At 62.1% G+C, this 20037-nt stretch carries 18 protein-coding genes and 1 pseudogene; 6 read left to right on the top strand and 13 right to left on the bottom strand.

The features are described 5' to 3' along the window. Positions 1–15: 15 nt before the first annotated feature. On the top strand, positions 16–150 hold the full coding sequence (locus tag C2R22_RS27020; protein ID WP_281259242.1) for a hypothetical protein: 135 nt from the start codon (positions 16–18) through the stop codon (positions 148–150). A 298-nt stretch (positions 151–448) separates the two neighbouring features. Here the strand turns inward: C2R22_RS27020 and C2R22_RS27525 are convergent, their stop codons facing one another. Further along, a complete protein-coding gene (locus tag C2R22_RS27525; RefSeq protein ID WP_103426580.1) occupies positions 449–700 on the bottom strand; it encodes a winged helix-turn-helix domain-containing protein in 252 nt (83 codons plus the stop codon). A 160-nt stretch (positions 701–860) separates the two neighbouring features. On the opposite strand from C2R22_RS27525, the gene C2R22_RS25210 reads away from it, so the two are divergent. Both C2R22_RS25210 and C2R22_RS27520 read left to right on the top strand, forming a co-directional pair. Continuing rightward, the gene (locus tag C2R22_RS25210) at positions 861–1586 is read left to right on the top strand and encodes a hypothetical protein (RefSeq protein ID WP_162562530.1); all 726 of its coding nucleotides are present in this window, start codon (positions 861–863) and stop codon (positions 1584–1586) included. Positions 1587–1605: 19 nt separating this feature from the next. Next, positions 1606–2340, top strand: a complete 735-nt coding sequence (locus C2R22_RS27520) for an HNH endonuclease (RefSeq protein WP_103426578.1) — start codon at positions 1606–1608, stop codon at positions 2338–2340. Between the two features lie 143 nt (positions 2341–2483). Here the strand turns inward: C2R22_RS27520 and C2R22_RS25205 are convergent, their stop codons facing one another. Together C2R22_RS25205 and C2R22_RS15630 are read right to left on the bottom strand one after the other, a co-directional pair. Continuing rightward, a complete protein-coding gene (locus C2R22_RS25205; RefSeq protein WP_162562529.1) occupies positions 2484–2849 on the bottom strand; it encodes a hypothetical protein in 366 nt (121 codons plus the stop codon). Between the two features lie 941 nt (positions 2850–3790). After that, positions 3791–5068, bottom strand: coding sequence for a tyrosine-type recombinase/integrase (locus C2R22_RS15630; protein WP_103426577.1), 1278 nt, complete (start codon positions 5066–5068; stop codon positions 3791–3793). 691 nt (positions 5069–5759) lie between these two features. On the opposite strand from C2R22_RS15630, the gene C2R22_RS15625 reads away from it, so the two are divergent. After that, on the top strand, positions 5760–7034 hold the full coding sequence (locus tag C2R22_RS15625) for an MFS transporter (RefSeq protein WP_103426576.1): 1275 nt from the start codon (positions 5760–5762) through the stop codon (positions 7032–7034). Between the two features lie 113 nt (positions 7035–7147). Beyond that, positions 7148–8146 (top strand): DUF7260 family protein, encoded by a 999-nt coding sequence (locus C2R22_RS15620; RefSeq protein ID WP_103426575.1) that lies wholly within the window; start codon positions 7148–7150, stop codon positions 8144–8146. A 53-nt stretch (positions 8147–8199) separates the two neighbouring features. On the opposite strand, the gene C2R22_RS15615 is transcribed toward C2R22_RS15620, so the two are convergent. Continuing rightward, entirely contained in the window at positions 8200–9372 is a 1173-nt protein-coding gene (locus tag C2R22_RS15615; RefSeq protein WP_103426574.1) for a pyridoxal phosphate-dependent aminotransferase, read from the bottom strand. A gap of 8 nt (positions 9373–9380) precedes the next feature. Continuing rightward, positions 9381–9827, bottom strand: a complete 447-nt coding sequence (locus tag C2R22_RS15610; RefSeq protein ID WP_103427706.1) for a universal stress protein — start codon at positions 9825–9827, stop codon at positions 9381–9383. A 184-nt stretch (positions 9828–10011) separates the two neighbouring features. On the opposite strand from C2R22_RS15610, the pseudogene C2R22_RS15605 reads away from it, so the two are divergent. After that, positions 10012–10725: pseudogene (locus tag C2R22_RS15605) on the top strand (aldo/keto reductase); the annotation flags it as partial. A gap of 138 nt (positions 10726–10863) precedes the next feature. Here the strand turns inward: C2R22_RS15605 and C2R22_RS15600 are convergent. From C2R22_RS15600 to C2R22_RS15560, 8 genes are all read right to left on the bottom strand, one after another. Further along, positions 10864–11637, bottom strand: a complete 774-nt coding sequence (locus tag C2R22_RS15600) for a fumarylacetoacetate hydrolase family protein (protein ID WP_103426573.1) — start codon at positions 11635–11637, stop codon at positions 10864–10866. A gap of 193 nt (positions 11638–11830) precedes the next feature. Then, on the bottom strand, positions 11831–13705 hold the full coding sequence (locus tag C2R22_RS15595; protein ID WP_216824748.1) for an ABC transporter substrate-binding protein: 1875 nt from the start codon (positions 13703–13705) through the stop codon (positions 11831–11833). Between the two features lie 285 nt (positions 13706–13990). Then, entirely contained in the window at positions 13991–14989 is a 999-nt protein-coding gene (locus C2R22_RS15585) for an ABC transporter permease (RefSeq protein ID WP_103426570.1), read from the bottom strand. Positions 14990–15107: 118 nt separating this feature from the next. Beyond that, positions 15108–16184 carry an ABC transporter ATP-binding protein gene (locus tag C2R22_RS15580; protein WP_103426569.1) on the bottom strand — a complete coding sequence of 359 codons (1077 nt, stop codon included), beginning with the start codon at positions 16182–16184 and terminating at the stop codon, positions 15108–15110. Continuing rightward, complete coding sequence (locus C2R22_RS15575) at positions 16177–17223, bottom strand: ABC transporter ATP-binding protein (RefSeq protein WP_103426568.1); 1047 nt, start codon at positions 17221–17223, stop codon at positions 16177–16179. Before C2R22_RS15575 ends, C2R22_RS15580 begins: the two co-directional genes overlap by 8 nt. Continuing rightward, the gene (locus C2R22_RS15570; protein WP_162562528.1) at positions 17223–18128 is read right to left on the bottom strand and encodes an ABC transporter permease; all 906 of its coding nucleotides are present in this window, start codon (positions 18126–18128) and stop codon (positions 17223–17225) included. The genes C2R22_RS15575 and C2R22_RS15570 overlap by 1 nt, the downstream gene beginning before the upstream one ends. Before the next feature lie 180 nt (positions 18129–18308). Continuing rightward, complete coding sequence (locus C2R22_RS15565; RefSeq protein WP_103426566.1) at positions 18309–18968, bottom strand: thioredoxin family protein; 660 nt, start codon at positions 18966–18968, stop codon at positions 18309–18311. 234 nt (positions 18969–19202) lie between these two features. Next, entirely contained in the window at positions 19203–19997 is a 795-nt protein-coding gene (locus C2R22_RS15560; RefSeq protein ID WP_103426565.1) for a fumarylacetoacetate hydrolase family protein, read from the bottom strand. Positions 19998–20037 lie beyond the last annotated feature (40 nt).

The raw sequence follows: 20037 nt of genomic DNA, 5'->3' as shown, positions 1-20037 counted from the left end.
AGTCGATCCGGTCCTATGCTCTTCAGCGTCGACGGGGACTCGGGGGATCTCGAAGATCTCCCCGAGCGAGACCTCTCCGAACGGGGCGTTCTGAAGCGCGAAGACCACCAGGAGTGGGTTATCGACGAGCCGCGTATCCTCGGTGAGTAACTGCTCGTCATCACATCGGAGTACGCGAACTTCGAGGACACCCATGATCGACTCGACATTCTCGCACTTGACCGGACCCGAAAGGTCGTGGTGGTTAAGTTGAAACGTGATCGGGCGGATCGCACCACCGACCTGCAGGCTATCAAGTATGCGAGGTATTGCCCGACTCTCACGGCCGAGGACTTGCAGAATGAATATCGGGAATTCTGGAACGACCGAGACGATGCGGATCTCTCATTTGAAGACGTCGGCGTACATCAGCACCGCAGGTCAATTATCGACCTCAAAGTGGATGAACTCACAATTCATTTGCGTCGATATCTCCCTCGAGATACTCTCTTCCCTGTTCTGTGATTGAATAAACACCATTTCCTAGATTCTGGACTAAGTCATACTCTTCTAGTTTTTTACAACGCATATTGATATGTTGGCGGCTGAAACGTACACGTCCATCTTCATGGATTTTAGAGGGGCTCCGCGGCCCTTCCTCGTGAAGAAATTCCAGAATACGGTCATCAGCGATAGACATCCAGTTCGCGGAGAGCCGCATGTACCAGAATTATTTATGTGTCGTATATTTTCATCGAATAGTCAAATGAAAATTATTTGAGTTAGATATTTAGTCTTTGAGTCAATTGTAATTGACTATCGTCCAAACTGTAGCACCAGCGGCTGCGGCCGCCAACTAACAGGAGGACATCAGGCCCGTTATGAACCAAAGAAGTGGACGGCTGGCCCTCGATATCGAGACAGTCAGCCCCAGTATTCCCAATGGACGACGCCCGGACTTCACCGACTCACGAGACTTTGAGGTGTTCGCGGTTTCAATAGGTTATGAACACGCCTCTACCGGAGATATCGAAAGCACCGTCCTATTCCGCAAGGGGTGGGGATCAAATACAGAACTTGAGGTTGTTGGAGCAGCTCTTGACCGATGTATTTCGCGAGAGCCGGAAACCATTCTGAGCTACAACGGTGACGCATTCGACTTCCACCACCTCGTGGGTCGCGCACGGCTTGCAGCGAAGAATCTCGGCGCGCAACAATCTCTGCAGGTAGAACTCACGATATTTTTAGATACAATCGAGAGCGACGATCTCATCCATGACGCGTGGTCCGCGTATGGGCAGTACACCAGTCTGGAAGAGGCATGCAACCGAGCTGGTTTTGAGGTCGCTGAAACCCGATGGACAGAATACAACCACGGAATAAACATAGACGAGCTCCGTGCTCCACGTGATCGAGGTACTCCGGAACTACTCAGCTCTGATGTAGCGCTATTGGGCGAGATCTATCTGGACCAATACGACGCTGACGAGACGGACACGCGGCAGTTCCACGAGCTAGAAGAGATGTTGAGGCAGTACGCGTTGTCTGACGTCGAACCACTGTTCACGCTTGCTGATCGGCGTCCATTCGACAACCCCTGCCGCTAATAGAACGACGATTGCAACGATGGAACTGGGTGACTCACAAAGATGGCTGACTGAACTTCGGAATAGACACGCTGCTCTGTTGAAACAGCGTCGAGAGGTTCGCTTTCGGCCCAGCTGTGGGTGTAATAATCAAAAGAGGCAAGATAATGATCACGGGTCAGCTCGTCACCGGAGGGATGGTGGTGAGACAGGCTATGACTTCGGAGGTGAGCGTGACTGGATAGAGAACGAGCTTGTAGGGGTATACACGGAGTATGTTGGTCGAGCCTGCGATCCGGATGAGACGTACCAAGCACAAATCAAGAAGCTCCTGTTAGTGTTTGAGTACAGCATTCCCTCTCGTATTCTCGCAGAGGTCGTCGGATGCAGTGCAGGCCATGCAAGGCGGTTCGAGTGGGATGCTGAGCAACAAATAGTCCGCGAAAAACAGTGGTCAAGAAAACAGCGAGAGCACCAAGCCCCGCCCGCGTTAGCAAAGCGAGTGCGTGAGCGAGATGACGACCGTTGCGTTCGCTGTGAATCAACGGAACAGACCGTTGTACATCACATTGACCCAGCGAGACAAGACGGACCTGCGGTAATGGAGAACCTCGCTGTCCTCTGTAATCGCTGTCACGTCATCGCTCACGGTGGTGCTGTTAACACTGGCGAGGTCATTCACGGCTCAACGAGGCAATTCTGGGCTTGGGCAGAACCCGATGCTCGGTGGAGCGCTCTTAATAACGAACAAACAACGTTTGATGTATTCCGATGATACACATTTTACAATACGACTGCAGTCATCTATTGGGGAATATAATCTGGTAAAAATTTGTATGATAAGTGACAGTGTTGTGTTGATTGAAAAAATGTTGATTAATTGTAGTATGTGGGTCCCCAATTCATCGATGCCGGCCCTCACTCAATTCTATCGGAGTACTCACCAATCGAAACAGGAGACCATGATCCTTCCAGCCTTTTTAGATCATCTGGGCTTAATTCACCCTTCCGAACAAGAACACCGATCTCTGCGGGTGTTAGTTCGTCATGACTTCCTCTATCCATCTTCTTTTTTATTTTCTCCACGTCGGGATTTCGCTTAATATCGATCGAGACCTGAACGTCAGTAACCTCTCCTGTCAAGTCGTCGCCGGATCCAGAGTTTGCACCTAAATAAATCCCCTTCTCGATAAGATCCTCTACCCGGTCGCTTTCACGACCTATACCTAAATAAAAGAACGCGATTGCAGACTCGATACTTATGTCGACTAACTCCGTTCCCATCTCGGTGAACAGTTGGTTACGGTCATCATCATTCAGTAGTAGCCACAAAAAAATGAAATCCTCTAAGCCATTTTTTATTCGATTTCTTATATCTTGACGACGATTGGCTTCTGATTGTTCGTGTTTGTACTCTTTCAATCCACACAGATACTCGCGGTCGGTTTGTGACAGAATACCACGAGGCCGCTCTTTCGGGGACAACGGAAGCCCCGACGAGATCTGAGTCGGGATCGGCCCCTCCTGGCTTCGGTCTTCGTTATTATCGCCTCTATCATCTCCCGATAGTGAGTCTTCACCGTTGAACATAGTTAATCGATTACTGCCTAAAAATACAATTCACCTCGTCCGAAATAGTTTTACCGGTACGGTACACGTGTGTAATGAGGTCAACGAACAAATGAGCGCGAACGAGACCCGTATTCCCTGCTCGTGCCAGACGCGCGATCTCGTTAAGGCACAGAAGCGAGCTGGAGAATCGTATGATACCCTGCTGCGGAAGATGGTAGAGCAGTACGAGCCTGATACGAGATGACATACGGCTGAGTATGCGAATTCAGAGACAGTCGACGTCTGCGACCTGGTTCTTGGTCGGAGTGGGTTGCAGACGCCGAAAGCAGCGGTACGGAGCGGTCGACCCTCGTAGGTCACAGAGAGCCCAAACTCCGCAATCAGATGTGACTCTTCCACGGTCAAAGGAGTTCCGGGTGATTCGTCGGAATTTGCCTACGGCGTCGATCGAACCAGTGGTTCGGCCGCATGCAACCCCCGACGTAAAAAATGACCCAAAATACGAACTTCGATGACAGTGGATCGGTTGACCCTGCGGATGTTGTTGAAGACAATTACGAGACGTTTAAACGGCTAGCGGAGTCGGACCTCCCAGTTGCCGAAGACGCTGAACGAGCACTAGAACTCGTTGATGAGGGAGGATGGTGATGTTGCTACACACTCAGTGTGACCTCACGGAGGACTGGATACTCCTCGAACAGTTCTCGAAGCTGGAGTACAGCAGTAGCGAGTTCATCATCCGCACCTACAGCCGATTCGAATATTCGATTGTCCTGCTCTTGGAGAGCCTCGATTGCTTTTTCGGTAGTGGACGTGCCACATCTGGGGCAGAACCGGGCCTCGGGTGCCAGCGTCTCCCTACAGTTTCCACAGGACTGGGGCACAGAAGGTCCGGTTTCAGCCTCAGTCTCGTCAAGAAATCCCGCCTTGAGGCCGATTTGCTCGTTACGCCGCCTGTCGTTGGTGTTGTCATACTTCTCCAGCATTCGATCGTCCGCCCAGCCAGCGATGTGTCGGATCTCTTGCGGCGAGTATCCCTCTTGAGACAGTCGAGTGATAGCCATGTGTCGAAAGTTGTGAGGGTTGACAGGCTTCTCAATATCCACACGGCCGGCTGCCCGCGAGAGAGCTCCTCGGAGGCTATCACTGCTCACGGCACAGTCCTGCGGATTTCCGACGTCATAACCTCTAAGAACCGGCCACAGTGGGGCAATGGGCCTCGGATCGGGATGATACTGGTTGATCCAAGCCCTAATATCCGCCCGGCTCCGGAGAATTGGGTATTGCTTGTCCGGGGCCCCTTTATGACCCTCACCATTCGGGTTCGGGGTGAAGTACGGACGTTTCGTGTCGAGGTCGTGAATATCCTTAACGCGAAGCTGAGTGGCGAGCGTGATGCGCGCACCGGAGTCAGCGAGAAATTCGATAATGGTGGCATCTCTAGGGTTCCGAGTTCCTTCCTTCAGCAGATTGATGTCCTCCTCACTGAGGAGTTGTTCCTCATCGATACGATTGATCGACTGACTCTTGGTTTCAATCTCCTCCCAAAAGGGGAAATCAGACTGGTTCGGCTGTTCGGTGAGCCAGCGAAAAAAGACTCGGAAGATGTCTTTGTATCCATTAAATGCGGTTCCATCGGGCGAAAGTCCCCTCCCCCCCTGACGTTTGCTAGTGAGAAGAAAATCCATCAAATCCTGAACGTCGGCATAGTTCATCTCAACGAGCGGACTCTCCGACCACGTCGAAGCGCATCGCAGCCGGCTAAGGTCTGCGATCAATGTGTTTTTCTCAAGTGCTTCGTTGCCCTTGCGTTGGACCCGCACGAACCTGGCAATGGTTTTGCGGTCAGTGTCGTTGATATCGGCTTCCTCAAGCAATTCCCACTGCCGTTCGAGCTTTCGAGCGGTGTTGTTGGTGTCGTCTACGTTCATCTTATATTGCCTAATTCACTCCAGGTATTAGTTGGTTACGGCCTAATAGGCGCCAGATGTTCGGCGGCGGCAACTGACGAACGGCTGGCTCCACTTTTATTTACGCTGACCGGCCAGCGGCAGCGCTCGAATCCCGCCCTCCCGTGTGAGAGAGCGACATCTCCCGGGTCGTTTTCCCCACCGAGCCCGAAAAAGAAATTAGAACTAAATACTCATTAGACTGTACTCGATACACGACGCGTGTCTGTGTACTCTCCTCGGCGCACTGTCGAGCGATTGCGACGAGATCCGAGAATTTTCGGATTAGAAGCCCTAAGACCACGACAAGAGAACGCGCTACCACGTGATTGATACGATCGGTCACGATCGATGGACCAGCTGTGATTTCTGATCAGAATGGAAAATTGCCCACGATATCGATAGAAGTACGCGTTTAAACCCTGGTTTATTTCGGATAACGAAACCAAACCGAGCAGAATCACTCGACACTGACAGACACGATCGTCTCGAAGATAATCGAGCAATTAATTTTAACAATTTTCCGAGGTCGACAGCCTTCGGTCCGATCACCCTCCACTCGCCCCGCTGGGGACGGTCGTCCAGTCGAGTAATCCCTGTCGACCCGCTCGAAAGCGGAAGGGGGTTCCGCAATACTCCGTCTTTATACCTCGGTTGCATCTACCTGTAGGGAGTGTTCGATGTCGGTGACGGAGCGACGTCCGTCTCGAAGCAGACGGCGGTGGTCGTCGGACTCATCAGCGGGTCGCAGTTCGTCAACCACGCGTTCCTCGTGCTCCTCCCACCGATTCTCCCGATCCTCTCGACGGACCTGAACGTCTCCATCTCGATGCTGGGGCTGGCGATGGGGGTACAGGCGCTGGTCAACACCGCCTTCCAACTCCCGTTCGGCTACCTGGCCGACAACTACGACCGGAGCATCGCCCTCGGGCTCTCGTCGGTGCTCGGTGCGGTCGGTGCGTTCATCGTCGCGCTCGCGCCCGGATTCCCGGAACTGGTCGTCGGACAGGTCGTTCTCGGCATCGGCGTCGCCGGCCACCACGCGGCACACTACCCGCTCCTCACGGACGCTACCACGTCGGACACCCGCGGTCGCGCGTTCGCCGTGTACAACTTCGGCGGAAGCCTCGGCTTCGCGACGCCGCCGGTGGTCTTCACCGTCGCCATCGCGGTCGTGGGACTCACCTGGCGTCACGCCATCGGCCTGCTGGCCGCCGTCGGACTCGTGTACGCGGTGGTCGTCACCGCCGTCGTCGCCTGGCGTGTCGACGACGACGTCTCGGCACCGAACGTCGACACCTCGCGGTCGTCGGCCGACGAATCGCTCACACACCGCGTCCGCGCCGAACTGGGGACGCTCCTCGGCGACCGCGGTATCCTCGCGGTCGCGCTTCTCACCCTGCTGGCCTCGACTGCCAACTGGGGGTTGACCTCCTACACCGTCGTGTTCCTGACCGACGGGTACGACCTGTCGCTGAGCGCCGCGAACCTGGTCCTGACCGGTCTCTTCGTCGTGGGCGCGGGCTCCATCCTCGTCGGCGGGTATCTCACCGACCACTTCGGCGGCGGTCGCGTCCTCGTCGTCAGCTACGTCGGCCTCACGGCGTTACTCGTCCTCATCGCCGCGCAGGTCGTCCCCGCCCTCGTCGTGATCGGCTTGTTCCTCGTGCTGGGTGGCGTCAGGAGTATCGCGATTCCCGCCCGGGACGAACTGACCGAGCGACTGGCCACCGGCGACACCATCGCGAAGAGTTTCGCCATCGTCACCATCGGAATCATGCTCGGGAACGCCATCGCGCCGCCGGTTTTCGGCTATCTCATCCAGTGGTTCGGCGTGCAGGCGACGTTCGGGGCAATCGCCGCGGTGGCGCTGGGAGCGACCGCGGTCACGGTTCTGGCCGTCACCAGGTTCGCCCCCGAGCGGCGGTCCGCAGCGAGTGAGGGGTGAGACACCGCCGCGGGTCGGTTCGCTGTCGACAGCGCCGCGCCACTTCTGAGTGGTAACAGTCTACTGTGACGTTTACAAACAACTATGACACGTGAGGACAACTATCATGCGCCATGATTGCCAGCCGTTGGAGTCGCATCTTCGGTCTCTGCGTCGTCGCCCTCGGAACCGCGCTGTTCTGGACGGGAGTGGGCGTGTCGTCGCTTCACCTCCGATTGCCGGTCGCGCATCTCGTGGAGGTCTCTCGGGTCGCGGCGGAGACGACCCAGCCGCTCGGCGGAGCGGTCGCGGGCCACTCGCTCTCTCATCGAGGTCCGACGACTCCGACCACGGTCGGTGCGGGGTGTGTGGTCGCGGGCTACACCAGACACGTCGCGGACGCCATCGAGACCGTCCGGACGGAGCGGTGTCGGACGCTGTGCGAACACGGCGCGTTCAAACGGTTCGCCGGTCGGGTCGCCGACCTCGAGACCCACCGATCGCAGCTGTCGACGGGGCTCTCGACGAACACGGGGATGTTGGCCCGGTCGCCGACGTGCGACTCGCAACTGGAGACGGTGCGACGTGCGTACCGCGAGACGGTGATGGCGGTCCCGCACTACGACGACGACTACGGCGACGACTTCGAAGAGAGCCTCAGAGTCGAGTTCGGCGAGGAGGTCGCGTGCGGCTTCGAGGCGACGGACACGCTCACGCCGCAGTTCAAGCGGTTGTTCGTTCGGGGTGCGCTGCTGGCGGCCGACATGCGCCGGTCGTACGTCAGGACGCTCGAGCGAGAACTCGACGCCCTCGACTCCGCGCGGGAGGCGTTCGAGGCCGCCGCGACGGCGCTGGCCGACCACGACGGGGAGTACCACCGGCACCCGTTCGGGCCCCTCGTGGCGAGATACGAGTTCCTCGACGCCCACGCGCGGACGTGTGAGCGGGTCCTGTACGACCGTCAGCGGCAGCGGACGAACGGCTGGTCGGGGTACGACCTCGACGAACTCCACGAATACCTGTATCTGGACGCGGCGACGAACTATCCGATCCTCGCCGACGGCACGAGCCTCCTCGCAGCCCTCGACGAGGAGAGACGAGCGGTCCACCGAGCACTCGTTCGGCGCTTCTGAACGTTCCGTCCAGGCCCCAACGTCTCCCGTCCGAGCGACCTCTCGCCCACCGTTCACGCGAGTTCGTCGCGGACCATCCGGGCGATGCGGTCGAACCCCGCTTCGAGTTCGTCCATCCCGCTCGCGAAGCTCACGCGGACGAACCCCTCGCCCCCCGCCCCGAAGCCCTCGCCGGGGACGGTCACGACGCCGTGCGACTTCAGGAGTCGGCTGGCCACCTCGAAGCTCGTCCCGTCCAGCGCTCGCACGTCGAGGAAGGCGTAGAAGCCTCCCTCGGGCGTGGGACACGAGAGCGCGGGGATCTCCTCGACGCGCTGGAGGACGTAGTCGCGGCGCTCTCTGAACGCGCGGGCCATCGCCTCCGCGTCGTCCTGTGGGCCGGTGAGTGCGGCCACCGCCCCGTGCTGTGAGAGGCTCGATGGACACGAGGACGTCCCCGGATGCAGTTTGATCGCCGCCGCCGCAAGGTGTACGGGGGCGACGAGCCAGCCGAGCCGCCAGCCGGTCATCGCGTACTGCTTGGAGCAGGCGTTGATGACGACGACGTTGTCGGCAGCGCGGTCGGCGGCGAGGCTCCGACCGTCGCCGGCGTAGTCGAGACTGGCGTACACCTCGTCCAGCACCACGACGGCGTCGTGTTCGGCCGCCGCGTCGACGATTCCGTCCACGACCTCCGGGTCGGAGACCCGACTCGTCGGGTTCGACGGCGAGTTCAGGACGACACACGCCGTCTCGTCTCCTATCGCGTCGATCACGCGGTCGGCGTCGAGGTCGAACCCCTCCGCCGCCGAGAGGGGGACCTCCACCGGCGTCGCGCCCACGAGTTGGACCTGTAGGCGGTACTGCGGCCACGCCGGAGTGGGAATAACGACCTCGTCACCAACGTCTGCGGTCGTCAAAAGTGTGAGGAAGAGCGCCTCGGTCGCTCCCGCGGCCGCGACGACCTCGCTCGGGTCGGTGACGAGACCGTGGTCCCGTTCCATCTTTTCGGCGATAGCCTCCCGAAGCTGTGGGACGCCCGCGTTGGGGGTGTAGTGCGTCGCGCCCGCTCTGGCCGCTCGCGCTGCCGCGTCGATGACGTGTGCCGGCGTGTCGAAGTCGGGTTCGCCGATCTCCAGCCTGACGAGGTCGCCCGACTGCTGCTCGGCGAGGTCGTACATCGTTCGGATCATCGTCTCGTCCGCCTCGGCCACGCGCCTGGCGAGCGGTATCGGTTGCTCTGTCATCGTTCGTCTCACTCGGTCATGACCGTCACGACGGGAGCGGTGGCGCCCAGGAGGACCTCCTGCGTCGTGCTCCCGAACAGCGCCTTGCCGACGGGCGACCGACGGCGACCGCCGATCACGACGAAACTCGCGTTGAGCGCGTCCGCCTCGGCGAGTATCTGCTCCGTCGGGTCGCCGACGCGACCCCGCGTCTCGACGCGCTCCTCGTCGACGACGCCGAGGCGCCTCTCGACGACCCGCCAGGCGTACCTGGCCGCGCTGTGTTCTTCCTGCTCGAACGACATGTCAGAGAAGTCGGGGACGCTCTCGATGGCTTCCTTGTGGGCTTCGAACTCCTCGTCGGGAACGACGTGCAAGACGACGAGCGGTTCGCCGTACGCGGTCGCCATGCTGTACGCGACCGAGACGACTTCGTCCGAGTGTTCCTCCTCACCGATGGCTGCGAGTATCGACATACGCTCACCTCCGTTCCGGAGTGTAAATACGTTTCCCACGTGCTGACCGTCGGCGAGCGCGACCGTCTCTTCGGTCGAGCGCGCGACGGTGTCCACAGTCGAACACGCGACGGCGTTTCGGTCGGGAAGAGGGAAACGTCGCGCCCGCAGGAACGGCTATTACGCTCGCGCGGGACGTGAGGTCATGGCACGGAACGCAGCCATCCCAGCACCGGGTTTCGGCACGTACCGGATAACGGACCACGACGAGTGCGTCTCGGCCGTCAGTACGGCGCTCGACGTGGGGTACAGACACGTCGACACCGCGGAGGCCTACGGCAACGAGGTGGCCGTCGGCGACGCGCTCGCGGCGTCGTCGGTCCCCCCGGACGAACGTTTCCTCGCGACGAAGGTGCTCCACCCGAAGTTCACCGAGGACTACTCCCAGGCGGCCATCGAATCGAGCATCCGGGACTGTCTCGACCGCCTCGGCGTCGACCGGGTCGACCTGCTCTACGGCGTGCACTGGCCCGGCGGCGCGTACGACCCCGAGTCGACGTTCGCCGCGTGTGCGACGCTCTTCGACGAAGGGGCCTTCGACCGTCTCGGCGTCTGTAATCTCACTGTCGACCTGCTCGACGAGGCCCGCGCGCACTCGCCCGTTCCCATCTCGGCGCTCCAGGTCGAGTTGCACCCGCTGCTCCCACAGGCGGACCTGCGGGCGTACTGTGCGGCTCACGACATCACGGTCGTCGCCTACGCCCCGCTCGGCAACGGACGCGTCTTCGAGGTGCCCGAACTCCAGGAAATCGCGGAGAAACACGGGGTGAGCGAGGCGACCGTCAGTCTCGCGTGGGCGCGCGAACAGGGGGTCGTCCCGATTCCGAAAGCCTCCACTCGCCCTCACATCGAGGAGAACTGGCGGGCCTGGGACTTCGAACTCCCGCCCGAGGACTGCGAGGCAATCGACGCCATCGACCGCGAGGAACGACAGTACTCCCCGACTACGCGCCCGACTGGTGACCGGCGAGGAGAGCGAGTGCGGGCGCGGCGACGCTCACTGGTCGGGCATGAAGTCGTGGGCCGTGTCGCCCGTGAACTCCTTCGCGACGAAGTCGTTGACGAGCGTCCCGACGCCTTCTATCTCCAGTTCGATGGTGTCGCCGTCGCTGATCGGTCCGATACCGGAGGGGGTTCCCGTCGCGATGACGTCGCCCGGTTCGAGCGTCATGAGCTTCGTGATCTCCTCGATGATCTCGGGGACGGAGAAGATCATGTCGTCGATGGTCGACGACTGCTTCACCTCCCCGTTCTGCCGGAGTTCGATGGCCGCGTCGTCGGCGAGCGCGTCCGGCGGTGCCAGCACCGGACCCATCGGGGCCGAGTTGTCGAAGGACTTGCCCCGCACCCAGTTCTGCTCGACGCGCTGGTCGTCCCGGTTCGACAGGTCGTTCACGCAGGTGTAGCCGGCGATGACGTCGTCGACCTCCGCTCGGGAGACGTTCCGACACTGCTCGCCGATGACGACGCCGAGTTCCCCCTCGTAGTCGATCCGCTCTTTGTCCTTCGGGAGCGCGATCGTATCGCCGTGGGCGGCGAGGGCGTTCGGCGTCTTCAAGAACAACAGCGGGCGGTCGGGCAGTTCCGAGTCCGTCTCCTCGGCGTGTGCCTGGTAGTTCAACCCCACGCAGACGACCTTCGAGGGGTCGGTGGGCGGGAGGACGGTGACGTCGTCGAGGTCGAATCGCTCCGTGGCGAACGCGACGCCGCCGTCGACCCATTCGCCGATCCGTGTGCTACCCGACGGGTCTCTGAATCTGACTCGTGCCATGGCGTGTGTGACTCGAACGCAGTCACGATAAAGCATGTGGTACCGGCGTCGGATCGCGCCGTGGAGACGGCTCTGACCGCGGGGGAACGGGTCGTGAGCCACCCTGTCGCGTTCACAGCCACGACCGTCTCAGAGGGGGTGTCGAACGCGCTTGCGCGAGGCCGGCGGCACGTGCGTTCGGTCGAGAGGGCCTTCAGCCCAGGCAGGGGAAGTCGTCGGTGCCCGGGGTGTCGCCCTGCGCCCACGCTTCGAGTTCGGCGTCGGGCGGGTAGTGGAGGTTGCCGTCGCTGTCCCAGCCCCAGCCGGCGTCTTCGAGCACCTGTCGCGCGCGTTCGGGGTTAGCCGTCTCGTCCGCGATCTGCGTGAGGACGTCGGCGTTGTGCCACGGGTGGTCGTTCGAGTTGAACGTCGAGTGCAGCACGATGTCGGACTCGCCGAACGCGTACGTCTCGTTGAGGTTCCGCCGGTCGATGAGGTTCGAGAGCGCGAGGCGGAACTCGCGGAACATCGCCGGGGCGAACGACATCTGCGGCATGACGCCGAACGGCAGGTGCGCCTTGCCGTTGATGATCTGCACGCTGTCGCCCATGCTGTCCCGGAGTTGCTGGGACGCCTCGGGATGCAGCGCGACCGCGAGGTTCAGTTCACCGCTCTCCATCGCTCTGACGACGGCGTCGACCGACTCGTATATCTGCGCGAACACGTCCGCGGTGGGGCTGTAGCGCGGGTGGCCGTCGTGGGGCTCCAGCGCGATGTTCTGCTGGTTGTTGTAGGCGGTGATCTGGTACGGTCCCGCACCGATCATCGGGTCGTCGAAGTCCGTCGGGTTCTCCTCGATGCCGGCGTTGACGTAGGCTTCTTGCGGAAGCACGCCGAATACCGCGAGGCTCGACGTCACGAGCGTCGGCGACGACGACTCCGTGACGAACGCGACCGTGCTGTCGTCGACGACCTCGACGGTGAGGTCCTCCGGGAGGTCCGTCCACGCGTACGTGCCCTCGTGGAACCTGTCTCTGAGGAACTCGTAGGTCCACTTGACGTCCTCCGGCGTCACCGGCTCGCCGTTGTGGAACGTCGCGTCCGCGAGGGTGAACTCCGTCCGGGTGCCCTCGGCGTTGGTCTCCCAGCTCTCCGCGAGGTTCGGCTGTAGCTCGTAGTTCGAGTCGTACATGACCAGCGGGGAGTGGGTCATGTTCGTGTACAGCACCAGCGCGTCGCTGTCCGCGACGGTCGGGTAGAAGCTGCTCGTCAACAGCTCCGACGGCAGGCTCGCGACGACCGCGTCGGTGCCGCTCTTGGTCTGTACGCCCGATTCGAGGAACGCCGCCCACTGGATGTCGGTGAGCCCGGCGGCTCCGAATTCGATCTCGGAGATCTGATCCGTGTTGGCGGCCGCGATGGTCGGCCGCTCGATCGTCGTGATGAACGCGATGTCCTCGGAGTACACCGACATCGCCTGGTCGACGACCCCCTGTCGCTCCTCTCGGTCCCCGATGTTGCGTTGCTGGTCGGCGAGGCCCGTGAACTCGCAGTTGGCGTAGTTCGACGGGTTGTACCGGCCGTTCGCACCGGCGCCGTACGCGCTGTAGTTGGTCAGCAGGTCGTTCGGGTCCAGTCGCGCGGGGTCGGGGCCGTGGCTGTTGACGGCGAAGTGGAACTGTCGCGTGTCGTTCGCCACCTCGTCGATTCCCTGGCCGGTCGTCATCGCCATCGTCTCGATGCCGACGCCGATTTCGCCGATGTTCGCTTGGACCTGCGAGATGGTCTCCTCGAAGAGCACCGTCGGCGGACCCTGGTCGGACCAGTACTGGAACGTCAGCGTCGGGACGCGTTCGCCCAGATTCCCGTTGCCACCACCGCCGCCGCCGCTGCCGCCACCGTCGCCTCCGCCGTCGCTGCCGCCACCGCCGCCTCCGCCGTCGCTGCCGCCACCACCGCCTCCGCCGCCGTCGCCGCCGCCGCCGCTCCCGCACCCTGCCAGTCCTGCCGCCGATGCAACGCCGATGGCCTGTAACAGACGCCGTCGATTGACTAACGTCTCCGGCCCATTCGTGCCACTTGATGGCATGAAGGAATCTTCACACAAGATAGCATAATCGTTTCGGTCGTTCATGTAGGATTATCGCCTGCACCGGTTTTGGGACACACCACCGCAGTTCGTGGCGGAACGTACAGAATCCGTCAGACCGCTCCTGCTGGTCCGGACGGATGACCGATTTTTCGGCGGAGTACTGCGGTTCGCCCCACCAGACAGGGACTGGCACTCGTCGTCCCGTGGGCCCGACGGACCACGCGTCGAACTGAACAGTCGAGCGTGGGGACGAGAAAAGACGAAGCGGTGGCGAACAGACCCTCAGTCCGTGTCGCCGTCGACGGAGACGCGCGGGTCGATGACGCCGTAGAGGAGGTCGATGACGAAGTTGCCGAGGATGACCCAGACCGCCGCGATGAGGAAGACGAACTGGATGACGGGGAAGTCCCTGGCGAGGACGGAGTCGACCAGCAGGCGGCCGATGCCCGGCCAGTTGAACACGACCTCGACCAAAACGAGGCCGCTGATGGCGTTCGCGAGCGAGATGGGGTAGAGCGTGACGACCGGGAGGCAGGCGTGTCGGTAGAGCTTCCGCAGGAGCGCCACCCGCGGTAACCCCTTCAGTCGGTGGTAGTGGAGGAAGTCCTGTCCGCTGATCTCGACGACGCTGTTGCGCATGATCAGCGCCGGGTACTGCATGAAGTAGAGCGTGATGGTCGCGAACGGGAGCGCGTAGTGCATCCAGAACTCCCGCAGGAAGAACATCTCCCAGAACGGCTGCTCCTGCATCATGATCGACGTTCGGACCGTCAGCATCCCGGAGGTGGGGAAGACGCCGAGCGCCTCGGAGAAGCCCGCGATGAGCAGGATGCCGAGGAAGAACTCCGGCACGGAGTGGAAGACGGAGACGGAGATGATGCTCGTCTTCTCGAAGAGCCCGCCGCGGTACCGGCCGATGAGCGCACCGACGACGGAGCCGATGACGTACGTCGCGGTGATGGCCGGGGCGACGAGGATGAACGAGTTGATGATGCGGGGACGGACGAGTTCCCAGACGTCGGTTCCGTGACGGAACGAGACGCCGGCGTCGGCGGTCAGCAGGTTGGTGACGTACGAGATGTACTGCTGGTGGAACGGCTGGTTGAGTCCCCACTTCGTCTGGAGGCGCTCGACCTGTTCCGCGCTCATCCCCTGCTGTATCAACAGCGCGGTGTAGTCGCCGGGCATCGCCCGGAAGAAAGCGAACAGCGCGGTTGCGACGAGGAAGATCAACACGGCGGTGACGAGCGTCCGCTTGACGAAGTACTGCAGGCGGCTCATCGGCGGTCACCTCCGCGGGGCGTCGCCTCGCAGCGGTCGTTGCTCGTCGGACCGGACGCGGTGTCTCCCGCTCTCGGTCTCGTGGCTGTCGGGGCCGTCGGTCGCCTCGTGCGTGTCGTCATCGTGCTTCCTCCACGGGCTGGTCCGTCATCGCCGGCTGGTGGTCCTGGACACGCCCGTCGGTCGCGTCGTGGTCGTAGTAGAGGTGACACGCGACGGTGCGCGTCTCCTCGCCCTCGACGGTGACGTCGAGCGGCTTCTGGTCGCAGATGTCCATCCGCTTCGGACACCGGTTCTTGAACCGACAGCCGGTCGGCATGTTGATCGGGTCGCCCGGTTCGCCGTGGATGTCCGGGCGTTCGCGGACGTAGTGGGGGTCGGGAATCGGGATGGACCTGATGAGCGCGTCGGTGTAGGGGTGTTTCGGATCGGTGAGCAGTTCCTTCGTCGGCGCCTCCTCGACGACGCGGCCGAGGTACATCACGTTGATCCGGTCGCAGATGTACGAGACGGTCGAGAGGTCGTGTGAGATGTACAGCATCGACACCCCGAACTCGTCGGTGAGGCGGTTCAGGAGGTTCAGGATCTCCGCCTGCGTCGAGACGTCCAGCATCGACGCCGGCTCGTCCGCTAAGATGACGTCCGGCTCCGTGATGAGCGCGCGGGCGATGGAGACCCGTTGTTTCTCCCCGCCGGAGAGCTGACTGGGGAACCGGGTCAGATACTTCTCGGCGGGCGTCAGTCCGACCGACTCCAGCATCTCGACGATGCGCTCTTTGTCGTAGTCGAGCCCGTGAATCTGAAGCGGCTCAGCCAGCGTCCGTCGAACGCTGAACTTCGGGTCGAGCGAGTTGAACGGGTCCTGAAAGACGAGCTGGACCTGCCGTCGGAAGTCCTTCCAGTCCGACTTGGAGAACTCCGAGACGGGTTCGCCGTGGAAGTACAGTTCGCCGCCGGACGGCTCGTACAGCCCCATCAGCGTCCGGAGCAGGGTCGTCTTCCCACAGCCGCTCTCGCCGATGACGCCCTGTACCTGGTTCCGCCGCAGTTCCATGTTCACGCCGTCGACCGCCCGGACGGAGCCGGGACTGCTGCCGGTCAGGCGGTGTCTCACCGCGTCGAAGATGCCGTTCGACGTGCTGAAGTGCTTCTCTAGCGAGCGGAGCTCTAACACGGGGTCGTCGGTGTTACTCATGGGTTTCCTCCAGGATGTTCGTCGCCTGCGTCGACGCCGTGAGGTGCTCCTCCGCGAGCGACTCCATCTCGTCCGCGCGGATACACCAGGCGCGGTGTGCGGGGTTGCCGTCGACCGTCTCGGGGCCGGGCGCGCCCTCGTAGCACTCCTGTGTCGCCCACGGACACCGGTCGGCGAACGTGCAGTAGTCGGGCCGCTCGGTCAGCTGTGGGGGGTAGCCGTCGATGACGGCCAGTTCGCGGTCCGGATACCGGATGTCCGGGAAGGCGTTCTGCAGGAGGATGGAGTAGGGGTGACGGGGGCGGTCGAACACGTCGATGACGCTCCCCGACTCGGCCATCTGCCCGCCGTGCATGACCGCCATCGTGTCGCAGTTCTCGAAGACGATGGAGATGTCGTGGGTGATCATCAGCATGCTCACGTCCCAGTCGTCTTTGAGCGCGTTGATGTAGTCGAGGATCTGGTCCTGCATGATGACGTCGAGCGCCGTCGTCGGCTCGTCGGCGATGATGAGGCTCGGCCGCAAGAACAGCGAGAACGCGATGATCGTCCGCTGTTGCATCCCGCCGGAGAACTGGTGGGGGTAGTCGTGGATGCGCGACTCGGGGATGCCGACCACCCCGAACAGCTCACGGAGGCGGTCGACCGCCTCGCGCTTCGAGAGGTCGGTGTGGTACTTGGCCATCTCGATGGCCTGGTCGCTCAGTTTCATCACCGGGTCGAGGCTGTTCATCGACGACTGGGGAATAACGGCGATTTCCTTCCACCGGATGTGCTTGTTGAACTGCTTCTCGCTGTAGTCTTGGATCTCCGTCCCCTTGAACCGGATCGCGCCGGACGTGACCTCGCCGTTCTCGTCGAGTCCGCCGACGACCGAGTCGGCGATGGTGCTCTTCCCACAGCCGCTCTCGCCGACGAGTCCGAAGTACTCGTGCTCGCCGATGGTGAACGAGGCCTCGTTGACCGCGTGGACGGCACCGCCGCCTCTCGTCCGGTACTTGATGCTGACGTCGTCGAATTCGAGTATCGGTTCGGACATTACACGACCACCTCGTCGTCGCCCGTCGCCTGCTCGTAGCCCCGGCCGAGGAGGTACAGCGAGAGGACGGTCACCGAGATCATGATTCCCGGCGGGAACGACCACCACCACGCCTCGACGACCCGCCCCGACTGGTGGGCGTTCCGGAGCATGATGCCCCAGGTCGGGATGAACGGGTCGGTGACGCCGATGAAGGAGAGGCCGGCCTGTTCGAGGATGGCGAGTCCGACGCCCATCGCGAAGAACAGCGCGGCCATGTTGGCGATGTTCGGGAGGATGTGCTTGCGGATGATCCACGGTGTGCTCGCGCCCGACGCCTTGGCCGCCATGATGTACTCGCGCTGTTTGATCTGGAGCACCTGCGACCGGATGACGCGCGCGATGAAACGCCACAGGACGAGCCCGATGATCGCGATGGTCGTGTAGAAGCCCGCCCCGAAGAAGGTGATGAGGACGATCGCGAACGGGATGAACGGGATGCCGTACATCAGGTCGACGAAGCGCATCAGCAGTCCCTCGGTTCGCCCCCCCACGTAGCCGGCGACCATCCCGATGAGTAGCCCGATAGAGAGCATGAGCGTCCCCGCGAGCATTCCGGTGATGACTGTCGCACGAGCGCCGAACAGCAGTCGGGAGGCGACGTCCTCGCCCCGGTCGTTCGTCCCCAGCGGGTATTCGAGCGACGGGGAGACGTACCGCAGTAACTCTCCCTCCTCCGTTCGCTGCTGAGCGTTGTACTCGTACGGCGCGATCGACGGCCCGACGAGGCCCAAGAGCAGGACGAACACGAGACAGAGGAAGGCGAGTCTGGTCATCCGCTCGCGAAGCAACTTCTTGAGCGTACTGGAGAAGACGACCGCGAAGTCGCTCTCACCGACCCCGCTGATCTTGTTCGCGATGCTCATGTGACCCATCCCGTCTGGGGGGTGAATCGATCCATGACGCCCGTCGCGAGGGTAAAGTGAATCATCGTTTGTAATGTTCCGGCGTGTTAGTTGGTTTCAATCCACCCGATTAGATAAGATTTTCGGCGCGCTAACGGGTGCTCGCCCGGTAATCGTGCTACGGGACCGCTGCGGCCCCGTTCACGAGAGGCGTTCGAGTTCCGTCCGGAGCACGCTCCCCTTCTGGTCACCGTAGAGGCGCGCGTCGATGGTTCCGTCGCGCATGAACAACAGCGCCGGCCCCGCAGTGACGCTGTACTCCTCGTCGAGAAACGCCCGGTCACGGGGGCCGTAAACGGCGAACAGTGACACGCCCCGGGGCGTCTCGAACGTCGATTCGAGGCGGGCGCTGAGCGACTCGCACGGCGGACAGTCGTCGAGCCAGACGTACACCAGCGCGGGTGAGTAGACCCGCGTGAGCGCGGGGAGACAGTCGGCGGCGACGGGAATCGCCTGTGCGGGGGCGCCGTGTCCCGGGACCGGATCGGGTCGGAAGAGCCGCAAGACGGGGAGCAGCGCGAGCCACGCGTCTTCGGCCGTCGTGTCGAGCCGATCCGAGAGCGCACAGAGCTCCGCGACCGATCGGGGGTCGACCGCCCCCAACTCGACGAACGCTTCGACGAGCGTCTCGCCGTCGATGCGCTCGCGCACCGCGCGTGTGCGGTCGTCCGAACAGTCGGTGAAGGCCTCCTCGTAGTCGTCGACCGCAGAGGCGAACGCGTCCGTCAGCGACACGTCCTCGCCCTCGGCGGTCAGCACGCCAGCCTCGAAGAGGAGTTCGGTGTCCGTCGCGCGTGTCATTGCCGTGAGAGAGCGCGGGGATGAATATAGTCCTGTTGCTCGGGACGACCCGCTCGGCGACAGCCGGTCGAGGGTCGGCCTCTCGGACGAAGCGCGGCCGTCGTACACGAACGGTGCCACGGTGAGCGTCTCCGGTACACACCGAACGTACGGCGAGCGTCGAATCGGCGCACCGGTGGTAGAAGCGAACCGTGCCCGGGCGTCGTCGCCGACACCGAGCGTCCGCAGTCGGGCTTACGCCTCGACGTAGTGTGTGAGCCGGCCGACGCCTTCGACCTCGATGTCGACGGTGTCGCCGTCGCTCAGCGGGCCGACGCCCACGGTGGTTCCCATGGCGACGATGTCGCCGGGTTCGAGCGTGAGGAAGCGACTCACCTCGCTGATCGCCTTCGAGACGGGGAAGACGAGTTCGTCGTTGTTCGAGTCCTGTCTCTGCTCGCCGTTCACCCAGAGCTGGACACGCGGTTCTTCGGGCACCTCGTCGGGCGTCGCCAGGACCGGGCCGATGGGTGCGGACCCGTCGAACGCCTTCCCCCGCACCCAGTTCCGTTCGAGGTCCTGGTCGTCACGGTTCGAGATGTCGTTGAGACAGGTGTAGCCGGCGACGACGTCGAGGTAGTCGTCCTCGGAGACGTTGCGGCACTGCTCGCCGATCACGACGCCGAACTCCCCTTCGTAGTCCATTCGTCCCTGACCGAGGACGATGTCACCCTTCTCTCTGCCGGCGAGTTCCTCCTCCGTGGCCGCCGGGGTCGGCAGCGTGACCGTATCGCCGTGGCCCGCGACGGCGTTCGGTCCCTTGAGGAAGAAGCCCGGTCGCGGCGGGAGGTCCTCGGGGATACTCCGGCCGGCCTCCTTGATGTGCTCGATGTAGTTCGCCGCGACACAGACGATTTTCGTCGGCTCGACCGGCGGGAGGATGTCGACCTCCGCCGGGTCGTACTCGGTTCCGCCGAACTGGATGCCGTCGTCGTCCCACTCCCCTTCGCGCGTCGCTCCCGCCTGATCTCTGAATCGTACCTTTCGCATTGTTGCCTCGACAGCCTGATTGACGATTCGGGTTAAATAG

It is taken from the genome of Salinigranum rubrum, assembly GCF_002906575.1.
Classification (GTDB): Archaea; Halobacteriota; Halobacteria; order Halobacteriales; family Haloferacaceae; genus Salinigranum; species Salinigranum rubrum.
The sequence above is the reverse complement of the archived record's forward strand: the minus strand, read 5'-3'. Positions and strand labels throughout refer to the sequence as shown.

Bases quoted from the DNA above. Each gene is read 5' to 3' on its own strand.
- C2R22_RS15620 (WP_103426575.1), top strand. From the start codon at position 7,148: ATGATTGCCAGCCGTTGGAGTCGCATCTTCGGTCTCTGCGTCGTCGCC.
- C2R22_RS27525 (WP_103426580.1), bottom strand. From the start codon at position 700: ATGCGGCTCTCCGCGAACTGGATGTCTATCGCTGATGACCGTATTCTG.
- C2R22_RS15600 (WP_103426573.1), bottom strand. From the start codon at position 11,637: ATGGCACGAGTCAGATTCAGAGACCCGTCGGGTAGCACACGGATCGGC.
- C2R22_RS15560 (WP_103426565.1), bottom strand. From the start codon at position 19,997: ATGCGAAAGGTACGATTCAGAGATCAGGCGGGAGCGACGCGCGAAGGG.
- C2R22_RS15570 (WP_162562528.1), bottom strand. From the start codon at position 18,128: ATGAGCATCGCGAACAAGATCAGCGGGGTCGGTGAGAGCGACTTCGCG.
- C2R22_RS15595 (WP_216824748.1), bottom strand. From the start codon at position 13,705: ATGCCATCAAGTGGCACGAATGGGCCGGAGACGTTAGTCAATCGACGG.
- C2R22_RS27020 (WP_281259242.1), top strand. From the start codon at position 16: ATGCTCTTCAGCGTCGACGGGGACTCGGGGGATCTCGAAGATCTCCCC.
- C2R22_RS15565 (WP_103426566.1), bottom strand. From the start codon at position 18,968: ATGACACGCGCGACGGACACCGAACTCCTCTTCGAGGCTGGCGTGCTG.
- C2R22_RS15610 (WP_103427706.1), bottom strand. From the start codon at position 9,827: ATGTCGATACTCGCAGCCATCGGTGAGGAGGAACACTCGGACGAAGTC.
- C2R22_RS25205 (WP_162562529.1), bottom strand. From the start codon at position 2,849: ATGGGAACGGAGTTAGTCGACATAAGTATCGAGTCTGCAATCGCGTTC.
- C2R22_RS15580 (WP_103426569.1), bottom strand. From the start codon at position 16,184: ATGAGTAACACCGACGACCCCGTGTTAGAGCTCCGCTCGCTAGAGAAG.
- C2R22_RS27520 (WP_103426578.1), top strand. From the start codon at position 1,606: ATGGAACTGGGTGACTCACAAAGATGGCTGACTGAACTTCGGAATAGA.
- C2R22_RS15575 (WP_103426568.1), bottom strand. From the start codon at position 17,223: ATGTCCGAACCGATACTCGAATTCGACGACGTCAGCATCAAGTACCGG.
- C2R22_RS15615 (WP_103426574.1), bottom strand. From the start codon at position 9,372: ATGACAGAGCAACCGATACCGCTCGCCAGGCGCGTGGCCGAGGCGGAC.
- C2R22_RS15585 (WP_103426570.1), bottom strand. From the start codon at position 14,989: ATGAGCCGCCTGCAGTACTTCGTCAAGCGGACGCTCGTCACCGCCGTG.
- C2R22_RS25210 (WP_162562530.1), top strand. From the start codon at position 861: ATGAACCAAAGAAGTGGACGGCTGGCCCTCGATATCGAGACAGTCAGC.
- C2R22_RS15630 (WP_103426577.1), bottom strand. From the start codon at position 5,068: ATGAACGTAGACGACACCAACAACACCGCTCGAAAGCTCGAACGGCAG.